This is a genomic window from Wolbachia endosymbiont (group B) of Camptogramma bilineatum (assembly GCF_947251825.1).
Classification (GTDB): Bacteria; Pseudomonadota; Alphaproteobacteria; order Rickettsiales; family Anaplasmataceae; genus Wolbachia.
Window position 1 is genome coordinate 585,839 of sequence record NZ_OX366391.1, and the last position, 23,684, is coordinate 609,522.

Genomic DNA, 23,684 nt, shown 5'->3' on the forward strand with positions numbered 1-23,684 from the left:
AGCCAGTACCGTTATTATGATAAGAAAGCTAGTGAAATGTTTCGAGTAACTTTTTCTTTTCTATGAGCTACTTGACGGCAAGAATAAAGTTTTAATCATTCCATGGTTTCTGTATAATTTTCAAAACTTAATTGGTATATATGAAGGTAATAATAGGTAGCGCTAGTAAACGATTAGGAGATTCAATAGCAAGTGGGCTAAATGCTCAGCTATTCCCCAATCAGGTGTCAAGATTTGCCGATGGTGAGGTAAATGTAGAAGTAGCAAATGATCTACGTAATCAAGAAGTATATATAGTACAATCTCTTTCTTCCCCTGTAAATGATAACCTTATGGAGCTTCTGCTTACAATTGATGCAGCAAAGAGATCTGGAGCCAAGAGAATAACAGCTATTATTCCTTATTACGGATACAGTAGGCAGGATAGGGTTATTAAAAACAATAATATGCAATCTGCTTTAAGTGCTAAATTAACTGCAAATCTTATTCAAACAGCTGGTGCAAACAGTGTTGCTGCTATTGATTTGCATTCAAGTCAAATTGAAGGTTTTTTTGATATACCAGTTACTAATCTAAGCTGTTTTGAAGTATTTGTTAACTCTATATACAAGGAAAACTTGGCAATAGTTGCGCCTGATGTTGGAGCAATTGGCAGAGCTCGTGCTTTTGCAAAGATTTTAGAGGAAAAACACAAGTTGGATAATGATATTGTTGTAGTAGATAAATATAGAGAAAAAGCAGGTACATCTGAGGTAATGAATGTAATCGGAGAAGTTGCAAACAAAAATTGCGTCATTGTTGATGATATAGTTGACTCTGGCGGAACATTATGTAATGCAGCTCTTGCTTTAAAAAACCGAGGAGCAAAGTCTGTAGTTTCGTGCATTACACATGGAATACTTTCAGGAAATGCAGTTGAGAAAATCTCTTCCTCTTCTTTGGATAAAATAGTAATTACGGACACCGTATTTCACAAATTTGAAAAAAATGATAAGATAGAGGTTGTTTCAATTGCAAATATTTTAATTTGCTTTATGCAAGGAGGTAAAAGTGCCAGCTAGATCAACAGAAGATGTTATCACTTCGTTAATAGAATTTGCAAATAAGAGAAAAATAGCAATTACTAAAGAAGAAATGCTTAAAACTGCACAGCTTGTGAGGATTAAGTTATCCGATGATGAGATTCAATACTACTCAAAAGAACTGACAATGCTGGATTGGATACATGATACTTTGTTGAAAGTTAATACTGAAGGTGTTTCTCCTATGCGTTATGGAACTATAGATAAGGATGTCCATGTACGCGATGATATTATAAATTCTCAAAACATTAAAGAAGAAATATTATCCAATACAAAATCGGAGCATGGGTATTTCGTAGTACCGAAGGTTATAAACGATTAAGATAAAGCAAGATTTATACCGATTTTATAGATCTACTTTCAAAAATAAGACCAATCTGGTAAAGAAGCATTCGTTGGAGTAAAAACCATTTTTTGATTTTTCTTTACTAAATCTACTAAATATAATTTAGAGTTGCTTGGTGATTCTGCGTTAGTAAAGATAATTTCTCTGCCATTTGGTAGCCATGCCGGAGATTCAATTTTATGTCCCTCTGAAAGCAAGCGCTCTTCTTTGCCATCTGGCTTCATAACTCCTATGTAAAATTTTCCTGACTGAATTTTTGTAAAAGCTATCAGATCTCCTTTTGGCGACCAAACAGGTGTAGCATATCTTCCATTTCCAAAACTAATTCTCTTGGGTTTTTTGCTTTTTTTAGTGAAATCTATGATATATAGTTGCTGACTTCCACTTATATCAGAACTAAAAACCATGTACTTTTGATCTGGAGACAAAGAGGGAGAAGTACTTATAGCTGAACCTTTAGTAATTTTTTTTGTTCGTTTACTGCTTAAGTCTAGAGATAATATATTTGTTTCACCACTCAATGAGTGGGAAATAAAAAGAGATTTACCATCAGGAGAAAATCTTGGTGCAGAAATAACTCCTTCAAATGCGCTGATTATTGATTCAGTGTTATCTTTTAAATTTTTTAATATTATATAACTTTTACCATTTGTGTATGAGATATAAACAATACCCTTTCCATTTGGTGAAAATCTTGGTGTTGACACAAATTTCTCACCATTTGTTAAGTACTTTATATTACTTCCATCTTGATTCATCACAGCAATTTTACGGACGGATTTGTAATTGCTATCTTTTTCTTCAGCGATATATGTAATTTTTGTATTGAAATGCCCTTTCTCACCAATCAATCTATCATGTATCACATCTGAAACAAGATGACTAATTTTCCTCCAGTCTTTTGCTAGAAAAACAACCGACTGAGTAAGTAATTCTCTGTTTGTAAAGCTGTCAGATAAACGAAAAGATAGCTCTAAATTTCTGTTTGATACTTCACTTAAACTTACTGTGACTACAGTATCGCTTTTCCAAGACTCAACTTTCGTGTTACGTTTCACATTAAATAAGCCACAATTAGATAGATTTGTTTCAATTACTTTTGTGATGCTTTCACTTAGCTCACTTTCCACTTCTGTCTTGCATGCACATTTAGATACAACAAGATCAATATTACCAATATTGCTTTTTTTTATATCAACATATAAAACAGCTTTTGTGGAATAAGGAATAAATAACGAAATAAATAACACCAGTTGAACGAATAGCTTCATTAGATTTCTTGCATTACCTCCTGTCATCTCAGCAAATAGCTTACTTTTGAAGTTAAACTGCATGACAGTAGAGTAAATCAATTTCTGCAGTACTTGACACTGGAATCCAGAAATTTGACTGCAAGTAAGTGCACTGAGGTGGCAAGCATAAAAGTAGCTGTTTTATTCTAAAATAAACGTCTTTGACAAGATTGCATGAAAAACTGGATTCCAGTGTCAGAGCACTGGGATGACACTCTACTGGTGGAGATTGCTCTAAAACTACAATGTTTGCCTGGGCGTTGAGATGCCACCCTTCTGGTAGATTCAAATCACAATGTTTGTATAGTTGTGTGATCTGACACTGATTTTTTTTTACGGATTCCAGTATTTCATGCTGAAATAACATCAAAGAATACATTGTTAACTTCTTACTCAAATAATGGTTAATAAAAAGAGGTATATTTCTATACCTGTTCTATTTGGACTTCAATTATAGGTCTTTTTAGTAAATATTCCTTTAAGATACTAAATATTGAACTTTCAATCTTATTTCTTATTTTTTTTATCGGTTGTGGACTAAATGCTGACTCAACCTTCTCTATGATCTTTTGCATAATGGCTGCATCTTCTTGCGCTTCGAAAACACCAGGTGCAAATACTTTTGGCTTAGCGAGCAATTTGTTTTTCTTATTCACAATTGCTGTTACTACAATAACCCCAGCATCTCTCATTCTCTCACGCATCTTTATAACGCTGCATTCTGGATGGCGTAGCAACGTACCATCAATACCAAAGTAGTCAACATCAATTGAACTAACTTTTTCTCCATTCTCCAAATTAACAATATCACCTGGTGCAATCATTATTGCTTTTTTCACACCGCACTCTTTAGCGAACTTTACATGTGCATCCGTATGAATATACTCACCATGAACTGGAATAGCTATCTTAGGTTTTATCAAAGAATACATTTCCCTTAGCTCTGCTTTTACTGGATGTCCGGAAGCATGAACATTCTCTGTTTTTTCAGTAATAACTTCCACTCCCATCTCAATAAAGGCATTGAGCATGTTATGTGCACGAGTTTCATTGCCAGGAATGATTTTTGATGAAAAAATCATGGTATCACCTTGCTGCATTTTAAATGCTTGATGACTCTTAGCGGCAAGTCTTGCGGTAGCTGCCAGTGGCTCACCTTGACAACCTGTGCAAAGTAGCACCAGCTTTTCCCTTGGAAAATTTACTGCCTCCTTTGCTTCTAGAAACTCAGGAGAATCAGTTAAATAACCACTATCCTGCGCAACTTTCACTATTCTCCATAAAGATCTGCCAAGTAAAACCACTTTTCTATTTAGTGCTTTTGCAGCTTGGCTTATTGTTTCAATTCGCGCCACATTCGAGGCAAATAGCGAGACAGCAACCAATTTTTTAGACCGCTTTATTATATTGTAAATATTATCATAAATTTCACTTTCTGACTCAGGGTGATGCTTGCTTAATATATTGGTTGAATCGCAAATTGCTGCAAGCAGATCACCTTTATCGCCAATTTCTTTTAGACGCTCCATATTAGAAGTTAATCCAACAACAGGTTTTGGATCAAATTTCCAGTCCCCAGTATGAAGTGCACTACCTGCTTCAGTGCTAATTAATATTGAATTTGCTTCAGGAATTGAATGAGTTACATTTATAAACTCAACGGTAAAAGGACCCAAATTTATGCTGCCATTTATGTCCACCTCTTTCAAAGGCACTATACCTTCCAATCGAAATTCTTTCAATTTTTCTTTGAGAAAGTTAACCGTAAACTTTGTTGTATATATGGGACATTCTAACTCTTCCCACAGATGAGGCACTGCACCACAGTGATCCTCATGTGCATGTGTAATGATTATTCCAAGCAAATCTTTTTTTCTTTGAGCAATAAAATCTACATCAGCGATGAGCAGCTCAACACCTGGCATAGTTTCATCTGCAAAACCGATACCAAGGTCGATCATAATCCACTTGCCTTGATAATGATATAGGCTAACGTTCATCCCAATTCTTCCTACTCCTCCAAGAGGAAGAAATAAAAACTCATTTTTGTTTATGTTCATTAATTTTAAATTATTAAAATGCGAGGATAGCAAAACTTCGACCTTAAATAAAGGAATTTATCACTTTTGCATAACTTAAAAAAATCTTTTCACTAAAAGAGAAGGCTTTCAAATTGGTAAAAAGAATTAAGTGTAGACAGCTACCTCTTTATATCATTTAGCAAATTTCTCATTTTTTTTTACTTTTTCAAAGAATCCTTCAGATTTCTGCTCTACACTTTCATGTTCCTCTTCCTCAAGCGCTTTTAATAGCTCAATCTGCTTTTGGGTTAAATTCTTTGGATTTAAAGTCTCAACTATTACCTGTACGTATAAATCACCACGAGCATGTGAGTTCATATATGGCATACCCTTTTCCCTACAACGTAGTTTGGTACCAGTTTGAGTGCCTTCAGGGACCTTTACTTTTATTTTAGCTCCATCAATTGATTGAATATCGATTTCACCACCAAGTACTGCTAGTGTCATTCTTATAGGCACTTTACAGTGTAAATCTGCTCTATTGCGAGTGAAGATCTGATGAGTAGCTATTTTCACACATACGTATAAATCTCCGCTTTTTCCACCTCTTGCTCCAGCTTCTCCTTTACCACTGACCCTTACCTTAGCTCCTTCTTCTATGCCTTTTGGAATTGAAACGGAGATATTTACTTCATCTCTTTTACGCCCACTTCCACCGCATTTCTTACATTTATTTTGTATTATTTCTCCTTCCCCATAGCATGTAGTACACGTTCTTTCAATGGTAAAAAAGCCCTGTTGAGTTCTAATTCTACCGCTTCCCTGGCATGTGTTGCACTGAACTGGTTTGATTGCTCCTTCGCTACCTGTGCCTTGGCATGTATTACATTTTATATTTGTCACATAATGTATAGGTGCTTGTATTCCTTTAAATGCATCTTCTAAGGTAATTTTAAGATCGTAGCGCAGATCTGCTCCAGATACTCCTGTTGTACTTCTTTTTGTTCTTGACCTACTTGTACTACCGCCGAATCCTCCACCAAAAAAATCGTTAAATATATCGCTAAAATCCCCTCCAGCTTGGCTGAAATCAAATCCACCGGAAGCACCATCGTGACCATAACGATCATAACCTGCTCTTTTTTCAGAGTCAGATAGAACTTCATATGCAGCTGTTACTTCTTTAAATTTTTCCCCTGCTTCCTTATTACCAGGATTTCTGTCAGGATGATATTTTAATGCTAGTTTTTTATATGCTTTTTTTATCTCGTCAGTACTAGCATTTCTGCTCACTTCTAGCAGATCATAATAGTCTTTTTTGTTCATATATAATAGCTCAGTATTTTACCTTTAAAGATAGGTATTACACATATGAATTTCAAGTATGACCTCTATTTCCTATAAAATATGGTGCACCCTGAGCGACTTGAACGCCCGACCTTTTGATCCGTAGTCAAATGCTCTAATCCAACTGAGCTAAGGGTGCTTGCACAAAGTTGACTTTAACAGATTTTATAGCTTATTTCAATTGGTTTAGCTAAAAATAAAACTCTTATCATGTATGAAACCTGTAAGAAATTGTACTAGCTCTCTTAAAGGATAACTTAAGTTAACAGTTTCCAATTACTTTGATTTTAGAACCGCTATCCGAATAAAAGCTTTTCACATTATACTGCCAAGCTGCTAACAAATAGCGGAATGACGGTTATAGTTAAATCTAAACTATTTTGGCTATATCAGAAGACGGGTTATGCAGAAACCTTAAAATACTTCTTGCTTGCCAAGGAGAATAAATACATTCCTACAAACAAGCAGATACTCAATATCGATGCATAGGAAAACTTGAAAATTAAATCTTTAATATATCTTGATAAGCATTTACCTGCAGAAATTTTGTATAGTAGTCCAACACAAACAATCGTACTATCAATGACTGATGCTATAATTAAAGTGATGAAATTTGCCATATAAAAATTCAATTTCGACTTTAATTCTTCAAAAACAACTATGCTTGAGAGAAGAGAGATTAAAATTGCAGTATATAGAACCAGTATCATAAAACTAAAATTTTGCAATTTAAAAAGACAGCATATCACTGTACACACTATTAAGCTGTAAGTAGCTTTGCTTCTACCATAAAACTCAACCATTGAGTTTACAACTAAAGTAGCTCCCACAAATAAGGCAGCACATATCATTAATTTATTTGAAGTGTTAAGTAAAGAAAGACTGATAAGCAAGAGTATTGATAAAATGGACATAATCACCTACCCAAATTTAATAATATGCATTTATTTTAATCAGACATTACACATAATGAAAAATTTGTCTAGCGTAATCAAAAGTTATTTAAACTAGTACCTAAGTCTTTCAAATCTATTCTTATAATATCCTTTATATTGAGAGCTTTCTCCTCTGTCACTTTTCCAATACATGAAAAAACTATACCTTTAAACAATTCTTCAAACTTCCGCTGATTTTGCGGGGCAATGGTTACTAATATTCTACTTTGCGATTCAGAAAACATTATTATCTTGTTTATTATGTCTGTATTTTGTGTTTTTCCTATTGGCACTAGTGAAAGATCGATTTCAGCACCAAGGTCTCCTGCAATTAGCGATTTTGCCAGAGCAATAATTAATCCGCCTAAGTTTGGTGTAATTGCAGAGGCAATTATGCCATCTTTTATTGCCTGGTTGTAATGTTCATACAACTTCCTAGCGCTCTTTGCATTAACTTTTGGCACGTTGTTATTATCTATTCCACTATATAACTGATATTCAGATTTACCAAGCTCATCGTGGGTTGTACCAAGCACATATATCAAGTCCCCTGGCATTTTCACATCAAGCGATACCGCATTTTCAATATTGTCTATAACTCCAATTGCTGAAATGAGTAGTGAAGGTGGTGCAGATATCATCACTTTCTCGCCATTTTCATCATATCCCTTGAAGTCATTAAACATACTGTCTTTTCCGGATATGAATGGTGTTTTAAATGCAGTTGCAAAGTCGTAACAAGCCTCTGCAGCTCTCTTTAGTTGCCACAGCCTTTCTGGATTATAAGCATCATACCAGCAAAAATTGTCGAGCAACGCTAGATGATTTATATTTCCTCCTGCGGCTACATAGTTGCGTATTGCAGTGTCAATCGCACATGCTGCCATGTGATAAGTGTCAATTTCTCCATAACTTGAGCCAAATCCCTGCGATTTTACAACACCTTTGTTTGAAGAAAGGACTGGCCTCGAGACAATAGCTTCACTGCACACTCTTCCCTTGCCTTGCAGTGGTTTCAGTATTGACGATCCTTGAACCTCATGGTCATATTGCACCACTATAAACTCTTTGCTGCGTATGTTTGGTCTGCTTAGCATTTCTTTTAGTGCAAAGGTGTCATTCCAGTGCTTGACACTGGAATCTATCTCAAGCTCAACTCTGCCATCGCACGTATTTTGACATAAAGTTTTAGATTTATTTGCAGACAAAGCCTGCTGGGTTCCAGTGTCAAGCACTGGGATAACAGGAGAGAATTCTGGAATGACAGCGTATGGGTTAGATTTTCCAGACCATGGCTTTGTTTGTAAATGCACTTTGGGATTACCGTCATGCAGAAATTCAGTTTCGATGTCCATTATTACTGCCCCTGGGGGACATTTAACAACGGCTTTGCCACTTTTGTTGAATTCTCCAATTACACAGACCTCCACATCATGTGTTTTCATGATTTGCTTAAACGCAGGAAGATTTTCTTCTGGCACTGCTAAGGTCATTCTCTCTTGTGATTCTGATATCCATATTTCCCACGGAGCCATACCATCGTTTTTAAGGAGAACCTTGCTCAAATCAACTTCAAATCCGTCTTTTCCCATTTCACCAATGGACGATGATAGACCGCCTGCTCCATTATCCGTTATTGCATTATAAAGACCAAGATCTCTTGCTTTTACGACGGCGTTGGATAATTTTTTTTGTGTTATAGGATCACCAATTTGCACAATTGTTGAAGGGCTGTTTCCCGACAATGCCTCTGAAGAAAAAGTTGCACCGTGAATTCCGTCCCTTCCAACTCTTCCACCAATAATTACGATTTTATCACCGTTTTTGGGTTCTTTTATGTGTGAAGGTGCATTATTTATATTCCGTGGAATAATTCCGATGCTTCCAACAAAAACTAATGGCTTTCCACAGAATCTATCGTCAAAGTATACCGATCCAAGTTGCGTTGGAATACCGGAGCAATTACCAGCAACATTAACACCGTGAATCACTTCTTTCATTATATATTTTGGTGGTAAGATTTTATCAGTACGCTCTTTATCTCTATAAAGTTTGCCTTTTGATTCTTTGGCAAAGCAAAAGTAATAAGTATTCATGATAGGTTCTGCACCTTTGCCAAAACCGACTATATCTCGATTAACTCCAAGCACTCCAGTCATTGCTCCACCGAACGGATCGAGAGCTGAAGGACTATTGTGAGTTTCAACTTTATCTACAATCAAGTAATCGTCATCAAAAATTATTCCTCCTGCGTTGTCGGAGAAAACTGACACGCATATGTTAGAATTTATCTCACGCGTTGCACGCTTAATATAATGAGCATATAGACCATCTTTTATTTCATCAATAGGGGAGCAAAAAATATTGTGTTTACAATGTTCAGACCAAGTCTGTGCCAGAGACTCAAGTTCAATATCATATGGATTTCTACCGAGTTTTTTAAAGTAATCCTTTATAGCTTTCATTGCTGCCAGCGAGAGCCCTAAAGTGCCATTACCATCGATTCCATCTCTGCTGATTTTTTCAAGCTCTTGGTCACTTACATTGAGTTTGACAGATTTTGCTCCATTATTACCTGGTGTCATCCCAGTGCTTGACACTGGAATCCATTCTTTTTTTTTTTGGTCACGCGCTGTAATGACACCAGGTGGGGTATTTGGTTTACTGTAATACTTCCAATGGCAATTGCCGTTTTCTTTATAGACAAGTGTGCAATATTCAGTAATAGGATTGAATTCCTGTTTTATGTCATCTTCGGTTGGAAAACCTCCTTGACTTAGAATCAATTTTGAACTTCTTGCCTTGATAGAAACACTTTCATCAATGTGGCCTTTGCTCATTAGATATTCTCTAACAATTTGTTTTGCCGTGTTTCCTACGTTATCGGTCATGCCAGGTAAAAAGCTTATCTCCAAGCCCCACTTTGCTTGTGATTCTATGAAGTTATATTGAACTTTTTTAAGGTTTTCATTGTAGGAATAATAACGGCAGTCTTGTATGACTTTATTATAAAATAGCCCACAAATTTCTTCATGTAATTTTGATGGTAATTCTTTGCTTATGTAAATCAAGTAAACATTAACTACCCTTCTGCGGCCAACTTGTTCACATTTATTAAAAACTTCTATTCTGATGTTTGCCATGTAATATTGTGAAAGACTTTAATATATCATAGCATAAGAAACTGCGAGCACATTTATATTTTAAATAATTTCTATACAATAAAAGTGTTGTATTAATTGTTACTGTTAGTGGGAAGAGTTTTTACCGTTAATGTGAATGAGTCCTTTTTCAATGTATTGGTTCAGCACATATTTTCTGAATATGAAAGAGAAAAAATTCCCGAGATAAAGATCATACTTCCCTGCAAGAGGGATGTGATAGCATTGCTGAGTGCATTCAAGAATTACAGAACTATAATTTTGCCAGAGATAGTTTTACTAGAAAACATTGATGAAGAAGATTTAATATTAAATCTTGATAGAGTTAAAGTTATTAACCCGACAAAGAGAACGCTGCTACTCATTCAATTTATATTGGAGTGGAATAAAAAACACAATGATAGTTTTCCAATCGATCTAGTTTACAGTTTGCCGTCATTACTTCAATATACCCAAATAGCGGATTGTTATCAGCTTGATGAGCATTCGAAGAAAATGGAGAATTTCATAAACTTACTTATCAAAACTTGGAGTAACACTTTAAAAAAGTTAGGAGTAGTAGATATACTAAAGCATAAGAGTGACTACATAAACAATATGATAGCCTCCCTGAATAAAGATCAGCATATGATCTTTATTGGAATTGGAAAGGAGGAGATTTATAAGTTGTTGATTAAAGCTGTATACGACCTGCCATTTGGAAAGATAATTTTACCTAATCTGAATTTGAAAATTAAAGAGAAAGATTGGCAATCACTTGATAAAAAACATTATCAATATTGCCTAAAAGATCTGCTCGATTATTTAAGTATAGGCAGAGAGGATGTAAGTTTTCTGTCAGAAGCGTGTTCTGATGTCATTCCAGTGTCCAGACACTCGGATCCAGAAAACTTAACTTTAAATGAGTGCACCAGGTGGCTGTACAATAGAAACTGGATTCCAGTATCAAGCACTGGAATGACATCATCTACTACTCAAATTACCTGCAAATTACAATGTTCGTACACTAAAAATCAGAGGGCTGGGATGACAGGCAGTCCTGAACTAGATTATGTCTTTGATACAACTGCCGATCTAAGTAAAGTTAGTAATGGATATATTGGCAATATTGAAGTCATCACTTGTGATTCCAGAGAGGAAGAAGCACAGGTGACGTCACTAATTATGGAGAATGAAGGTTATGAAAACGTTTCTTTGTTTGTCTTTGATAAATTACTTGCAGCTCGTATGGTGTGCCCCATATCGAAAAACTATTCTTATGTGACGCTTCTGCTTTATAGTATTGAGATTTTGAACTCAAAATGGAACGGTGTGGCATTGCTTTCTCTTCTTAAACATAGGCTAGTGACTTTTGGTTACGCTCAAGAAGAGTACACTCGTATTTTATCTGAGTTTGAGATAGAAGTATTGCGTAGCTTTGATATAAATGGTCTTAAGGATATTATCAACGCTATTAGTACTTGTAAAAAGCTAAGATATAAAGAAGATATATTAATTATTATCAGTAGATTAGAAACTATATTTAATCTTTTACTTAATCTTATAAATTATCCTATTTCTGATATAGCAGCAGCTCATTTACAGTGTGTTAATGTGCTTTCTAATGTGAATTTTCTAGAGCTAAATGGTGAAATAGGTAATTTTACTCGTGATTTCTTAAATGCATGTGACGGTATAGCAATTGAGTGTTCCTTAGAGTTATATAGTCAAATCCTGATATTATTTTTAAAAAGGAAGTTTTTTTCTCCAGAAAATAACTTTGATAAATTTAGCTTATATCAAAATAAAGTTGTAATACTTGCTGGATTTAATGATATACCAAATTTTCAGAATCCGTTTTTGAGTGCACTGAATAGAGAAAAATTTAACCTTCCTTCTGTGCAAGAAGAGCAAGGGTACTTTTTGTATACTTTGCGCAATTTATTTGGTGCCGGCAAGGTTTATATTACGAGGCTAGTGAGTGATAGAAAATCAATTCTATTGCGCCGTTTAGAAGTTCTGTTACAAGAACCAAAATATCCTTATCGCAATTGGCTAAGAATATTAAATACACCTGAGTGCATTGTTCCATGTACTCAGCCTATGCCAAAACCTCAAGCCAAAGTCAGAGAAGAAAAAATGCAAGTGATGTCTTGCAGTGCGGTAGAAAAACTGATTCGTAACCCTTATTCATTTTATGTTGAATACATACTGAACCTTAGACAGTTGAAAGACTTAAATTTTAAGCCATCGATATTGGAGTTTGGCACTATGGTACACAATATTCTTGCAAGATATTTACGCAACGAAAAGTCGCTGATGAGTATTGCACGAGAAATATTCTCGTCTAATCGATTCCACTTTTCAAATATGTGGTGGGTAAGGTTGCAGAGGATAATTCAATCTTTTGTTGAGTTTGATAGGACTGGAAACAATCAAGTTGAGTTGGAGAAGAGCTTTTCCTATCCGATATTTCATATTCCAGCGCGTGACACACAACTGCGCGGATGCTGTACAACTTCCACTAAGAATAAGGGTGTCATCCCAGTGCTTGACTACTTGGATCCAGAAAATTTGATTGCAAATGAACACACCAGACAATTGTGTAATAAGAGCTGGTCAGATACTCGAATGACAGAGGAAATTTTATTGACAGCAAGATGTGATAGAGTTGAGTATCTACCAGGTGGGCAAGTAGCAATTATAGACTATAAACTTGGTTCACCACCTTCCAATGAGGAAGTTATGTCAGGATTTTTCCCGCAATTAATTTTACAAGCTTTAGCAGTGGAATACACAACAAAAAAAGAAGTCTCGGAGCTTGCTTGTTGGAAACTTGATTATGATAAAATAAAGGTTATTGCTTTGAAAGATTATAGACAAAAAATGCATGAATTTCAGAATATTCTACCAGATTTCTTATCTAATTATTTAAGAGATACTACTCCCTTCATTGCCTCTCCTTATTTTGATAAATTCCTGAGATTTAACATCTACAAACAACTAGAAAGGATAGGGGAGTGGTTATAAATTATATCTCCTCTCATCCAGATCAAAATAGCTGGTTGTACAGCTGGTTTACTAAGTGCAGTAGGAGAATTACTAGATTGTGATATAGACTCATCTTTGCTAGACTCAAATAACCATAAAAAAACACTAAAAAGTGATTCAATCAATTTTAGCCATTAAAACTTGAATAGTGGCTAAAATAGCTTTAAATTGTATATTTTTGGGGAGGAGTATATGCCATCACAAAAACAGCTAAATGCGCAGCTAATTGATGCTGCTAAAAAAGGACAGCTAGATTTTGTTCAGCAAGCTATACAGGGTGGAGCAATTATTAATACAATAGATGATGATTATGGGAGAACTGCTTTAATATGGGCTGCTGACAATGGTCAACTAGAGATATTACAATACTTGATAGAAGAGGGAGCAAATGTTAATGCAGAATCTCTGGGAAACATAACTGCTCTAATTCATGCTGCTGCCCATGGTCATCTTGAGGTAGTACAACTTCTAATAGCAAATGGAGCTGATTTAAATGTGAAACGTAAAGGTCAATTCTCTGCCCTAACATATGCTATTGTAAATGGCCATACGGAGGTAGCAAAGCTTCTAACTAGATATCATTTAATAGCTAATCTTGATATGTCAATACCTCGCTTGCCTCTTCCTACTTGTATACCAGAGTTATCATCTCATTGGTATGACTGTAAGGATGAGCTCAATAAAATGAAGGAAGAAGATAGTGAATTATATAATTTTCTTGTAAGTAAGAGAATTAATGAACAGGTAAGAATTTGGACAGAGAGTGAGACAATACAAAATATTTCACAAGATAGATTAAATATAGAATACTCAATCTATGCTAAAGATTTAACAGGTAAAATAGAATTAGTGATATTTTTTCTTAACAACAGGGAAATAATCAATTCTTTATTGCGGTATTATAAGGTAAGAATTCAAACAATTGATCAGGTAAAAAGCCTACTTGATCGTTTCACAAGAGAACATGTAGAGCTTGAAGTAGAAATTGTTCCAGCACAATTAAACTTTAATACTAAAGAGTTACAACCCTCTAAACTAAAAATATTATCATTTGCACAAATGATTAACAATCATGCAGGATTATTTTTAGCTGCCAAAAATGGTCAATTAGAAACAGTAAGATACCTGATAGAAAAACAGAAAGAAGATATTAATTCAGCAGATCACTATGGAAGAACTGCTCTAATGTGGGCTGCTGGAAGTGGCTGTTTAGAGGTAGTAAAGTACCTGATAGAAACAGCAAAAGCAAATGTTAATGTGAAAGATGGCTATGAAAACACTCCTCTGAATTATGCTACTAGAAACGGGCATTTAGATGTAAAAGAATATCTAAAAAGTCATATACAAAAAGAGCTACGGAAGAAATACGTCTGCATTGGTGTTAGTGGTATAGTAGGTTATGTTGCTGGTATGACAATATCATGTTCTGCGGGAGCAGTGATTACAGTTTGTGCAGCATCAGCGACCGTTAGTCTAGCGTTAGGTGCAATGTTGGGTTATATGATTGTAGAAGTAAAAAAAGAGAAAGCAAACAAAGGTATAGCTTCTGCGCTTAAAGATGTTTTCACTATTCAATCTCTAAGTAGAATAGCCTTATAGAGAGTGAAAGTAGGTTTATTGCTTAAGGTTGCATGATTGCCTTAATAACAATAAAAAAGTAATAGAAGCAAAAGATATGGCTTGAAAATTTTCTACGGTCTGGACTAAAAATGTCTCAACTTGACACTAAAATACAATTTGATTTAACTAATCATATATGTAGGTAATGTCAAACACTAGAATGAGGAAATATGGATAAAAAAGTTAGAATAGAATCAGATAGCTTAGGAAAAGTAGAAGTACCAAGTGAACATTACTGGGGAGCGCAGACTCAGCGTTCTTTGGAAAATTTCAAAATTGGTACAGAGAAAATGCCAGAGCCGCTGATTAAAGCGCTAGCAATAGTAAAACTTGCAGCAGCACGTGTTAACATGAAACAGAGTAGCATAGATAATAGAGTAGGGGATGCAATCTGCACAGCGGCACAGGAGGTAATAGACGGTAAATTTAATAATCAATTTCCGCTTGTTGTTTGGCAAACCGGGTCTGGGACGCAGACCAATATGAATGTGAATGAAGTGATCAGCAATCGTGCAATAGAAATTTTGGGCGGTGATTTAGGTAGTAAGTCTCCAGTGCATCCAAATGATCATGTAAACTGTGGTCAGTCATCAAATGACACTTTTCCAACAGCAATGCATATAGCAGTAGCAGGGCAAATAAACCGCTTGCTTATTCCCAATCTTGAAGAATTATATAAAGCGCTAAATAATAAGGTTCATGAATTTAAGGATATAATAAAAGTAGGGCGTACTCATCTGCAAGATGCAACTCCTCTAACACTTGGGCAGGAATTTTCTGGCTATGCAGTTCAGATTAAAAAGGGAATAGAGAGAGTAAAGTCAACTCTGATCAATGTATATGAACTTGCACAAGGTGGCACCGCGGTTGGCACGGGAATCAATACTAAAAAGGGTTTTGCTGAGGATTTTGCTGAAGAAGTGGCAAAAATCACTAACTTTCCATTTATTTCAGCAAAAAATAAGTTTGAAGCACTAGCAGCAAATGATGCTTTAGTTGAGCTCAGTGGAGCACTCAATACAGTAGCAGTAAGCTTGATGAAAATTGCAAATGATATAAGGCTACTTGGTTCTGGTCCAAGATGCGGAATTGGAGAAATAATGTTACCAGAAAATGAGCCTGGCTCTTCAATCATGCCGGGTAAGGTGAATCCAACTCAATGCGAAGCAGTGACTATGGTATGTGCTCAAGTTATGGGAAATCATGTTGCCGTGACAATTGGTGGCTCAAATGGTCACTTTGAATTGAACGTGTTTAAGCCGGTGATAATTTACAATGTTTTGCAGTCTATAAGACTTTTAGCTGATGCAAGTTTAAATTTTTCAGAGAAATGCGTAGTTGATATTAAAGCAAACGAAGAAAGAATAAAGGATTTACTAAATCAGTCGTTAATGCTAGTTACTATATTAAATACGCATATAGGATATGACAATGCAGCAAAAATAGCGAAGCTTGCTTATAAAGAAAATATCACTCTAAAAGAAGCAGCAGCAAAACTTCAACTGATCACTGAGGAGGAGTTTGAAAGTATAGTGAAACCAGAGGAGATGGTAGGTTAAACTACCACCTTTTTAAGGGTTCTGTCGCATTTGTAGGGAAGTAGAAAGAAGAATGATATAATTGTCTAAAAAAAAAACAAAGATGTTTCGTATCAATCAAAAATTGTTGCCATATTTCAAAGGATTTAGCTTTTTAGAGGATGTTATCTGTATACATGAAATGTCGATTCTCTTTGAGCTATCGAGATTTGGAAGAAATGATGAGTATAAGGGGAGCAAAATGCTACGTTACAAAGGTGGGTTATCACCACTGATAGATGAGGCAGTAAGGAAAAGAAAGAAGCAGGTTGGTAGTAGTTGGAGAGACTTACATTAAATTAAATGGTAAATGGGTTTATTTATATACTGTACTCTTGTGTGTTAGTAGAGACAAGTCTGCAGCACTTGCATTCTTTCGTAAAGCCTTCAGGAGTAACTATCTTCCTGAGAAAATTGTAATTGATAAAAGCGGCAGTAATACTGCTGCTCTTGATGATTTGAATGCAGAAATTTCTGAAGATTACAGTTCTTCAAATAAAATATCTAAATAATATTGTTGATAGATTTATCAAAAAACTAATAAAGCCAATGCTTGGGTTTAAAAGCTTCCATTCCGCAAAGATTACCATCACAGGCATAGAAAATATTCGTATGATTCAAAAAAGACAAATTATTAAATAATGTTTCTACTTTTGAGAATTTTGCTATGTTAATGGCTTCATAACTCCTATAATCCCACCTTTAATGATCTTCTTTCCTATGGTTTATAGATGCGACAGAACCGTTTTTATAGGATTGGGGCTAAAGAAAACTTGCATGTAAATGTATCAAGGTATAAAATTATAAATATTAAGAATGAATAGGTTAGTTATGAATCTTGTAACAAAATCCGCTATCGATTTTACTGCTTCGGCTGTTCTTGCTAGTGGAAAAATAGTTGATGATTTCTGTTTAAGTAAACATATAAAGGATAAGTATGCTGTCCTTTTTTTCTATCCACTTGATTTTACTTTTGTCTGTCCAACTGAGTTGATATCATTTAGCAACAAAATAGAAGATTTTTCAAAACGTAATGTTGAAGTGATAGGAATAAGTATAGATTCAAAATTTTCACACTATAAATGGCGAAACACTCCAGTTAATGATGGTGGTATTGGAGAGGTTAGCTACAATTTAGTGTCTGATATCAAAAAGTCTATATCAAGAGACTATGGGGTCTTATATGATGACTCAATTGCACTAAGAGCAACTTTTGTTATTGATGATAAGTTTGTTGTACGTCATCAATCGATAAATGATTTTCCTTTAGGGCGTAATATTGATGAGTTTATTAGAATTATTGATGCAATAAAACATAATGAAGAGCATGGTGAAGTATGTCCAGCAGGGTGGAAAAAAGGTAAGCCAGCAATGCAGGCAAGCGATGAAGGAGTGGCTGATTATCTAAACTCACACAGTGCAGAATTATAAATTGAGTACAAAAGTTCTTATTATTGGATCTGGAGCAGCGGGTTATGCTGCTGCTATATATGCAGCACGTGCAAATTTAGAGCCAATTGTAGTAACAGGAATGCAACCTGGTGGTCAGCTTACACTTACTACGGATGTTGAAAACTATCCAGGTTTTGTTTCTATACAAGGTCCAGAACTCATGGAACAAAAGAGGTTGCATGCAGAGAAGGTGGGGGCAAGGGTAATAAATGACGAAATAAAAAGCGTTGAACAACTTGAGGATTCTAATGAGTATAGATTTAGATCTTGTGGTAATGCTAGTGACTACTATTCGAATGCAATTATAATCGCAGCTGGTGCGCAAGCGAAGTGGCTTGGCCTGGAGAGTGAAAAGAAATTTCAAGGTTACGGAGTTTCGGCATGCGCAACTTGTGATGGTGCATTTTTTAGAAATAAAGTTGTAGCTGTGGTTGGTGGTGGAAATACTGCTGTTGAAGAAGCAATATTTTTAACTCGATTTGCTAAGGAAGTTATACTGATACACAGGCGTGATAAGTTAAGAGCAGAGAAAGTAATGCAAGACAGGCTCTTTAAAAATGATAAGATAAAGGTAATATGGAATCATACCGTAGAGCAGATTCTTGGAGAAGAAAATCCTAAAAAAATTACTGGCATTACAATTAAATCGACAGACATCAATAAAACCCAGGAATTGAAAGTAGATGGAGTGTTCATTGCAATTGGGCATGCACCAAATACAGGTATTTTTAAGGGCTTTGTTGAAATGGATCAGCAAGGTTATATAATTACGAAACCTGGAACAACTCTAACCAGTAGGGCAGGGGTGTTTGCTGCTGGTGATGTTCAAGATAAGGTATATCGCCAGGCAGTAGTTGCAGCAGGTACAGGGTGCATGGCTGCACTTGATGCAGAAAAGTTTTTGGAATCATAATTAGTTCTAAAATTTTTAACTAAATTGCTTGCAATTTTCTTTGTTTTTTTTTTATAATTATGTTAGTAAATTATAGTTTAGGGAGAATTTAGTATGCTTTCGGGAGGTAATGTAGATTTTAGAAGAAGGGTTGTTAATGATGCAGGATTACGAGCTCAAAATCAAACAACTTCAGGACAATCAACAAAAAAATTATTTAAAGCTATTCAATTTTAAGGCACTGATGATGAAAGAGTAACACCTGAAGAAGCTTTGAATCATTTTCAACAAGCATTGCAAGAAGGTGCGGATGTTAATGCGTTTAATGAAGAAGGCATGACACCTTTGATATCTATAATTTATGATTTATCTGCAGGCTCTGAAACAGAAGAAGAAAAAGAATATCAGAGTATGATTAGGTTACTTCTACTTCACCGAAGCATAGATGTTAATATTCAAAAAAAAGGTGATGGCAATACAGCTTTGCATCTAGCAATGTCCTTTCAACAAAGGAAAGTGTTACAACTCTTACTAAGTCATCCGAGAATAATGATGTATCTACTAAATAAAAGACTTCAAGATCCTGAGGAATGTGCTAAAAAAATCGTGCTGAGCATTTGATCATAGAAATACAAAAAGCACAAACAGGAAAAGAATTATTGAATGCTCTTTCTCATGGAAATTTCCATGAAGCAAAAAGACTATTAAATGAAGAATTCAACCCTAATTGCTGGAAAAGAAATTTCAATGGAGAAATAGAAACGCTGCTTAGCCTGATTATCAAATCATGTTTACAAGGAATAACACAAGATAACGCGGAAGTATTGACTAAACTTTTAGAACATAAAGACCTAGATTTTAATCAAATAAAACCGATACCAGCTATAGAGCAAAATCTATGGGTGAAGCAAATAATTGAGCAAGTTATGAAAGAGCGATTAACTGATGCTATTAATAGAAAAGATTTGGATGATATAAAAAAAATTAGTAGAAGATAATTGCTTTATGAATGATCAAATTGTTATTGAGTTGCTTAAAAGTTTTAATCCTGTCAGAGAATATCTAAATGGAAAATTCCCTGCAACTGTGGAACAGTCTTCAGCAAATGTACATAATGTTGCCCCGGAAATAAACGATGATTTGATTGCTCAAGAATTGCAGCAGCTCGAAAACCTTAGAAATGAGCTTGAAAGAACAAAGGCTCAACTTACAGAAAAAGAGCAAGAGCTGAATAGGGTCGTAAGTGAAAGAACAAGAGACACTGACAAAATTTCACAGTTAGAAAGGGATTTAAGGCAAGAGAAATTAGAACTTCAAGCTCAAAATCAAGACTCAAAGAACAAAAACAGAAAACTTTCAGAAGCAAGCATTTATAATAGAAGGCAAAGTAACTATGCCTCTGCCTCTTTTGTGTTATCTGGAGCATTTGCTGTTGGTACAAGTCTAACAATGGTTCATTTAGCAATGTGTGTTTCGCTTGCTGTAGCTGCATTAACTTTTCTTGCAGTAGGATGTTACTGTTCTTATAACGCAAATACCGCACTTAATAACGTTGAAATCGAAAATGGTAGTTATAGAATAGCTGCTTGAGTATTAATTTAAATATTCTTTATTGCTAGTTTTATATCATCACTTTAATTTGGTTGTGTTTTACTAAAAAAACTTTAGATTATATTTTATAATTGATACTCAAATATGATTTTGAATTTATTGCAGACAGGGCAAAAGGAAGGCTATAAAATTGCGTATACCAATGCTCGTATTATTGACCCGGAAACTAAACTTGATATAAAAGGTTCATTATTGACTGAAGGGGATAAAATTGTTGATTTTGGCGAATCATTATTTTCAACAAGTGGAGTTGATGAAACAATAGATTGTGAAGGGCTTGTTCTAATGCCAGGTCTTATTGACATTCACGTGCATTTTCGTGAACCAGGTCAAGAGCATAAAGAAACTATACATACAGGCAGCAAATCTGCAGCTGCAGGGGGCGTTACAACTGTAGTTTGCCAGCCAAACACTGTTCCAGCGATTGATAGTGTTGTCTTGGCTAAGTATTTGAAATATAGAGCATTTGAAACTTCGCATGTGAATGTTCAATTTTACGCTAAAATCACCACTTCGGAAGAAAAATTAACTGAAATGGCACTCTTAAAGGAAGAAGGTGCAGTTGGGTTCACCGATGATGGTATGCCAGTTATGAATCCAATGATTATGAGACAGGCACTGCTTTATTCAAGTATGCTTGGTGTTCCTATTGCTCAACACGCAGAGGATTTGAATCTATCTGCTGGTGGCGCAATTAACGAGGGTAAGATTTCTGAAGAATTGGGAGTAAAGGGAATCTTGAGTGCGTCAGAGTCGGTCATGGTAACTCGTGATATACTGCTAATGAAGGACATAGAAAATGTACACTATCATATTTTACATGTCTCTTCAAAAGATTCACTTGATGCTATTAAACGTGCAAAAGATTTGGGATTAAATGTTACATGTGAAGTAACTCCTCATCACTTTACTTTAACTGAAGATATAGTAAAGCAACATGGGGCAATCGCAAAAATGAATCCGCCACTACGTACTGAGGAAGATCGTTTAGCTATGATTGAAGGTTTAAAAACAGGTGTGATTGATTGCATTGCAACCGATCATGCTCCGCATGATCTTAGTTCTAAAGATCTTCCACTTAAAAATGCTGCATTTGGTATTGTTGGCCTTGAAACAATGCTGCCCCTTTCACTTGAACTATATCATAGTGGACAAATGGGTCTACTTGATGTGCTTGCAAAATTGACATATAAGCCTGCAGATATCATACATATGCCACGTGGCCGCATACAGAAAAAACTTGTAGCGGACTTAATTTTAGTTGATTTGGATCATGAATGGGAAATTAAAGTTGACAACTTTGCTAGTAAATCAAAGAATTCGCCTTTCGGTGGACGCAAAGTGAAAGGGCACGTAGTACGTACCGTTGTGTCTGGCAAAACTGTATATTTACAGAAGAGTTAGTTATTATACAATTGTGCTCTCAACTTCAATCAATTGTAAAGATTTAATATAAGTGGTAAAATATAGCCACTGAATAAAAAATATATGCTAATTAGTACGACATCGGAACTGGAAAATGCATGTAAAGAATTGATGGAAAAAGATCCAAAATTTATAGCAATTGACACGGAGTTCATTAGAAATAATTTAACCTACTACCCAAAATTATCGTTAATTCAAATTTCTTACGGAGAGAAGAGTTTTATTGTAGATGCATTAGTGCCAGAAATTGATTTATCATTCATTAAGAAAATGATGCTAAATCAGGGAATAATCAAAGTGTTTCATAGCTGCCGGCAGGATATAGAATCCTTACTCACTGTGTTTAAATGTGTTCCCACTCCTATTTTTGATACCCAAGTTGCTGCTATGTTTTGCCATTATTATCATGACTTTATTGGTTATTCAAAAGTAGTAGAGCAATATCAAGGAATAGCACTGGATAAAATTAAAGCTAAAAATTCAGACTGGTTAAGGCGTCCATTGTCTGAGGATCAACTAGACTATGCAATAAACGACGTGGTATATCTATATGATCTATACCAAATATTGTGCAATAAACTTGAAGAAAGTAATAGGATGAGTTGGTTTCAAGAAGAGATGGAATTATTGGTTGATATAAATAAGTATTTGCATAGTCCAAAAGATGCATGGAGGAGGATTAAATTTAACTATGAAGCAAATCCGAGGCTAATGTTAGTTGTTAAAGCAGTGAGTGAGTGGCAAGAGACTTTAGCACAACGCTATAACATCAATCGTAATAAAGTAATTAATAATGCTGTAATAATTGGTCTTATTGAAAAAAATGTGGAGCGTATTGACGAGGTTTTAGATGATCTTGAGAGGAACACAAAAAATATAAAAGAGGAAGATTTATTAGAATTTATGAATATTTTCAATGAGAATGAGAAGGAGTTTGTGCAGCAAAATTATACTCTGTCAGATAATTATGATAAATCTGTATTTGATATACTCTCGATTATTTTAGAGAGCAAATGTAAGGAAAATAACATATCAAGAAAGTTAGTTTCATCAAAAGATGAGTTAGCTGGTTCAATATCTGGGCAGATAGATAAACTATTCAAGGGGTGGAGATATGATTTTTTCGGTAAGTCAGTTGAATCATTTTTGAACGCAGGCTCAAGGTTTGAGATTTTAATGGTAAAATCTGCTGATAGTACAGCTAAAATTCGGAGTAATCTCGTGAAAAATAACCGTATCACGTGCTGAGGTCTAACGAGTTTATTATGTCTTTCACTTGAGAAAAAACATTTGCGCTGCTATCGATTATGAAGTTACTCATTTGCCTTTTTTCTTCAATAGGTAGCTGAATACTGAACATTAGATTCAGCTTTTCTTTATCCATATTACGCTCACTAATCCTTTGAGCTTGCACAACGCTATCTGCATGGATAAAAACAATAAAATCGCAATACAAATGGAATCTCGTTTCCAGCAGGAGTGGAATGTCTAGAACTAGAAGTTTTCTGTTGTTTTCTTTCTCATGATCAATAAAAAATTCTAATTCATTTCGCACAGCGGAATGTACTAAAGACTGGAATTGCTTCCAATTTTCATCATGTGCTAAAAAATATTTAGACAATACTGTTCTATCAATTTTTCCATTTACTACTACCCCAGGAAATTTTTCTTCTGCATAACTTATTATGTTTTTGTCCACTTTATAAAGCTGGTGCACGACAGAGTCGGCATCAAACAAAGCGGCACCAAATTCTTTAAAGCAATTGGCTACAAAGCTCTTTCCAACTGCAATCCCACCTGTTAAACCTATGATCATATAGCAAATTTCTTATAAAACTATATTTATAGCATCTCCTATGCCTATTTAAAACTGAATGCATAGGTATAAAAAGA

18 protein-coding genes, 1 tRNA gene and 2 pseudogenes are annotated in these 23,684 nt (G+C 35.1%); 14 read left to right on the plus strand and 7 right to left on the minus strand.

Annotated features, from left to right (window positions below; translation table 11 throughout):
- The first annotated feature begins 140 nt into the window (after positions 1 to 140).
- Both OPR44_RS02945 and gatC read left to right on the plus strand, forming a co-directional pair.
- A complete protein-coding gene (locus OPR44_RS02945; protein ID WP_265015288.1) occupies positions 141 to 1,061 on the plus strand; it encodes a ribose-phosphate diphosphokinase in 921 nt (306 codons plus the stop codon).
- A complete protein-coding gene (gene gatC, locus OPR44_RS02950; RefSeq protein WP_265015289.1) occupies positions 1,051 to 1,404 on the plus strand; it encodes an Asp-tRNA(Asn)/Glu-tRNA(Gln) amidotransferase subunit GatC in 354 nt (117 codons plus the stop codon). Before OPR44_RS02945 ends, gatC begins: the two co-directional genes overlap by 11 nt.
- A 38-nt stretch (positions 1,405 to 1,442) precedes the next feature.
- On the opposite strand, the gene OPR44_RS02955 is transcribed toward gatC, so the two are convergent.
- The 6 genes from OPR44_RS02955 to OPR44_RS02980 form a co-directional block, all read right to left on the minus strand.
- Entirely contained in the window at positions 1,443 to 2,699 is a 1,257-nt protein-coding gene (locus tag OPR44_RS02955) for a Tol-Pal system protein TolB (protein ID WP_064085826.1), read from the minus strand.
- Positions 2,700 to 3,145: 446 nt separating this feature from the next.
- Positions 3,146 to 4,780, minus strand: a complete 1,635-nt coding sequence (locus OPR44_RS02960) for a ribonuclease J (RefSeq protein ID WP_265015290.1) — start codon at positions 4,778 to 4,780, stop codon at positions 3,146 to 3,148.
- A 153-nt stretch (positions 4,781 to 4,933) separates the two neighbouring features.
- Entirely contained in the window at positions 4,934 to 6,067 is a 1,134-nt protein-coding gene (gene dnaJ / locus OPR44_RS02965) for a molecular chaperone DnaJ (RefSeq protein WP_265015291.1), read from the minus strand.
- An 82-nt stretch (positions 6,068 to 6,149) separates the two neighbouring features.
- Positions 6,150 to 6,227, minus strand: a tRNA-Arg gene (locus OPR44_RS02970).
- A gap of 262 nt (positions 6,228 to 6,489) precedes the next feature.
- Positions 6,490 to 7,002: a hypothetical protein gene (locus OPR44_RS02975; RefSeq protein ID WP_320157104.1), complete on the minus strand. Its 513-nt coding sequence runs from the start codon at positions 7,000 to 7,002 to the stop codon at positions 6,490 to 6,492.
- Positions 7,003 to 7,079: 77 nt separating this feature from the next.
- On the minus strand, positions 7,080 to 10,166 hold the full coding sequence (locus OPR44_RS02980; RefSeq protein WP_265015293.1) for a phosphoribosylformylglycinamidine synthase subunit PurL: 3,087 nt from the start codon (positions 10,164 to 10,166) through the stop codon (positions 7,080 to 7,082).
- 108 nt (positions 10,167 to 10,274) lie between these two features.
- On the opposite strand from OPR44_RS02980, the gene OPR44_RS02985 reads away from it, so the two are divergent.
- The 12 genes and pseudogenes from OPR44_RS02985 (at position 10,275) to OPR44_RS03040 (ending at position 23,039) form a co-directional block, all read left to right on the plus strand.
- On the plus strand, positions 10,275 to 13,193 hold the full coding sequence (locus tag OPR44_RS02985; protein ID WP_265015438.1) for a PD-(D/E)XK nuclease family protein: 2,919 nt from the start codon (positions 10,275 to 10,277) through the stop codon (positions 13,191 to 13,193).
- Between the two features lie 213 nt (positions 13,194 to 13,406).
- Positions 13,407 to 14,813, plus strand: coding sequence for an ankyrin repeat domain-containing protein (locus OPR44_RS02990; RefSeq protein WP_265015294.1), 1,407 nt, complete (start codon positions 13,407 to 13,409; stop codon positions 14,811 to 14,813).
- A gap of 191 nt (positions 14,814 to 15,004) precedes the next feature.
- The gene (gene fumC, locus OPR44_RS02995) at positions 15,005 to 16,393 is read left to right on the plus strand and encodes a class II fumarate hydratase (protein WP_265015295.1); all 1,389 of its coding nucleotides are present in this window, start codon (positions 15,005 to 15,007) and stop codon (positions 16,391 to 16,393) included.
- An 82-nt stretch (positions 16,394 to 16,475) separates the two neighbouring features.
- Positions 16,476 to 17,096, plus strand: a pseudogene (locus OPR44_RS03000) (IS6 family transposase).
- A 146-nt stretch (positions 17,097 to 17,242) separates the two neighbouring features.
- Positions 17,243 to 17,842: a peroxiredoxin gene (locus OPR44_RS03005; protein ID WP_010401485.1), complete on the plus strand. Its 600-nt coding sequence runs from the start codon at positions 17,243 to 17,245 to the stop codon at positions 17,840 to 17,842.
- Complete coding sequence (gene trxB / locus OPR44_RS03010; protein ID WP_264375322.1) at positions 17,829 to 18,776, plus strand: thioredoxin-disulfide reductase; 948 nt, start codon at positions 17,829 to 17,831, stop codon at positions 18,774 to 18,776. Before OPR44_RS03005 ends, trxB begins: the two co-directional genes overlap by 14 nt.
- Before the next feature lie 93 nt (positions 18,777 to 18,869).
- A complete protein-coding gene (locus OPR44_RS03015) occupies positions 18,870 to 18,992 on the plus strand; it encodes a hypothetical protein (RefSeq protein ID WP_265015296.1) in 123 nt (40 codons plus the stop codon).
- 36 nt (positions 18,993 to 19,028) lie between these two features.
- Positions 19,029 to 19,376 (plus strand): ankyrin repeat domain-containing protein, encoded by a 348-nt coding sequence (locus OPR44_RS03020; RefSeq protein ID WP_265015297.1) that lies wholly within the window; start codon positions 19,029 to 19,031, stop codon positions 19,374 to 19,376.
- Complete coding sequence (locus OPR44_RS03025; protein ID WP_265015298.1) at positions 19,373 to 19,753, plus strand: hypothetical protein; 381 nt, start codon at positions 19,373 to 19,375, stop codon at positions 19,751 to 19,753. The genes OPR44_RS03020 and OPR44_RS03025 overlap by 4 nt, the downstream gene beginning before the upstream one ends.
- 343 nt (positions 19,754 to 20,096) lie before the next feature.
- Positions 20,097 to 20,345, plus strand: a pseudogene (locus OPR44_RS08750) (TomO hydrophobic C-terminal domain-containing protein); the annotation flags it as partial.
- A 105-nt stretch (positions 20,346 to 20,450) separates the two neighbouring features.
- Entirely contained in the window at positions 20,451 to 21,770 is a 1,320-nt protein-coding gene (locus OPR44_RS03035) for a dihydroorotase (RefSeq protein WP_265015300.1), read from the plus strand.
- An 84-nt stretch (positions 21,771 to 21,854) separates the two neighbouring features.
- Positions 21,855 to 23,039 carry a ribonuclease D gene (locus OPR44_RS03040; RefSeq protein ID WP_264375319.1) on the plus strand — a complete coding sequence of 395 codons (1,185 nt, stop codon included), beginning with the start codon at positions 21,855 to 21,857 and terminating at the stop codon, positions 23,037 to 23,039.
- Here the strand turns inward: OPR44_RS03040 and coaE are convergent.
- Positions 23,029 to 23,607, minus strand: coding sequence for a dephospho-CoA kinase (coaE, locus tag OPR44_RS03045; protein ID WP_264375318.1), 579 nt, complete (start codon positions 23,605 to 23,607; stop codon positions 23,029 to 23,031). The two genes, OPR44_RS03040 and coaE, sit on opposite strands and share 11 nt — an antisense overlap.
- Positions 23,608 to 23,684: the final 77 nt, after the last annotated feature.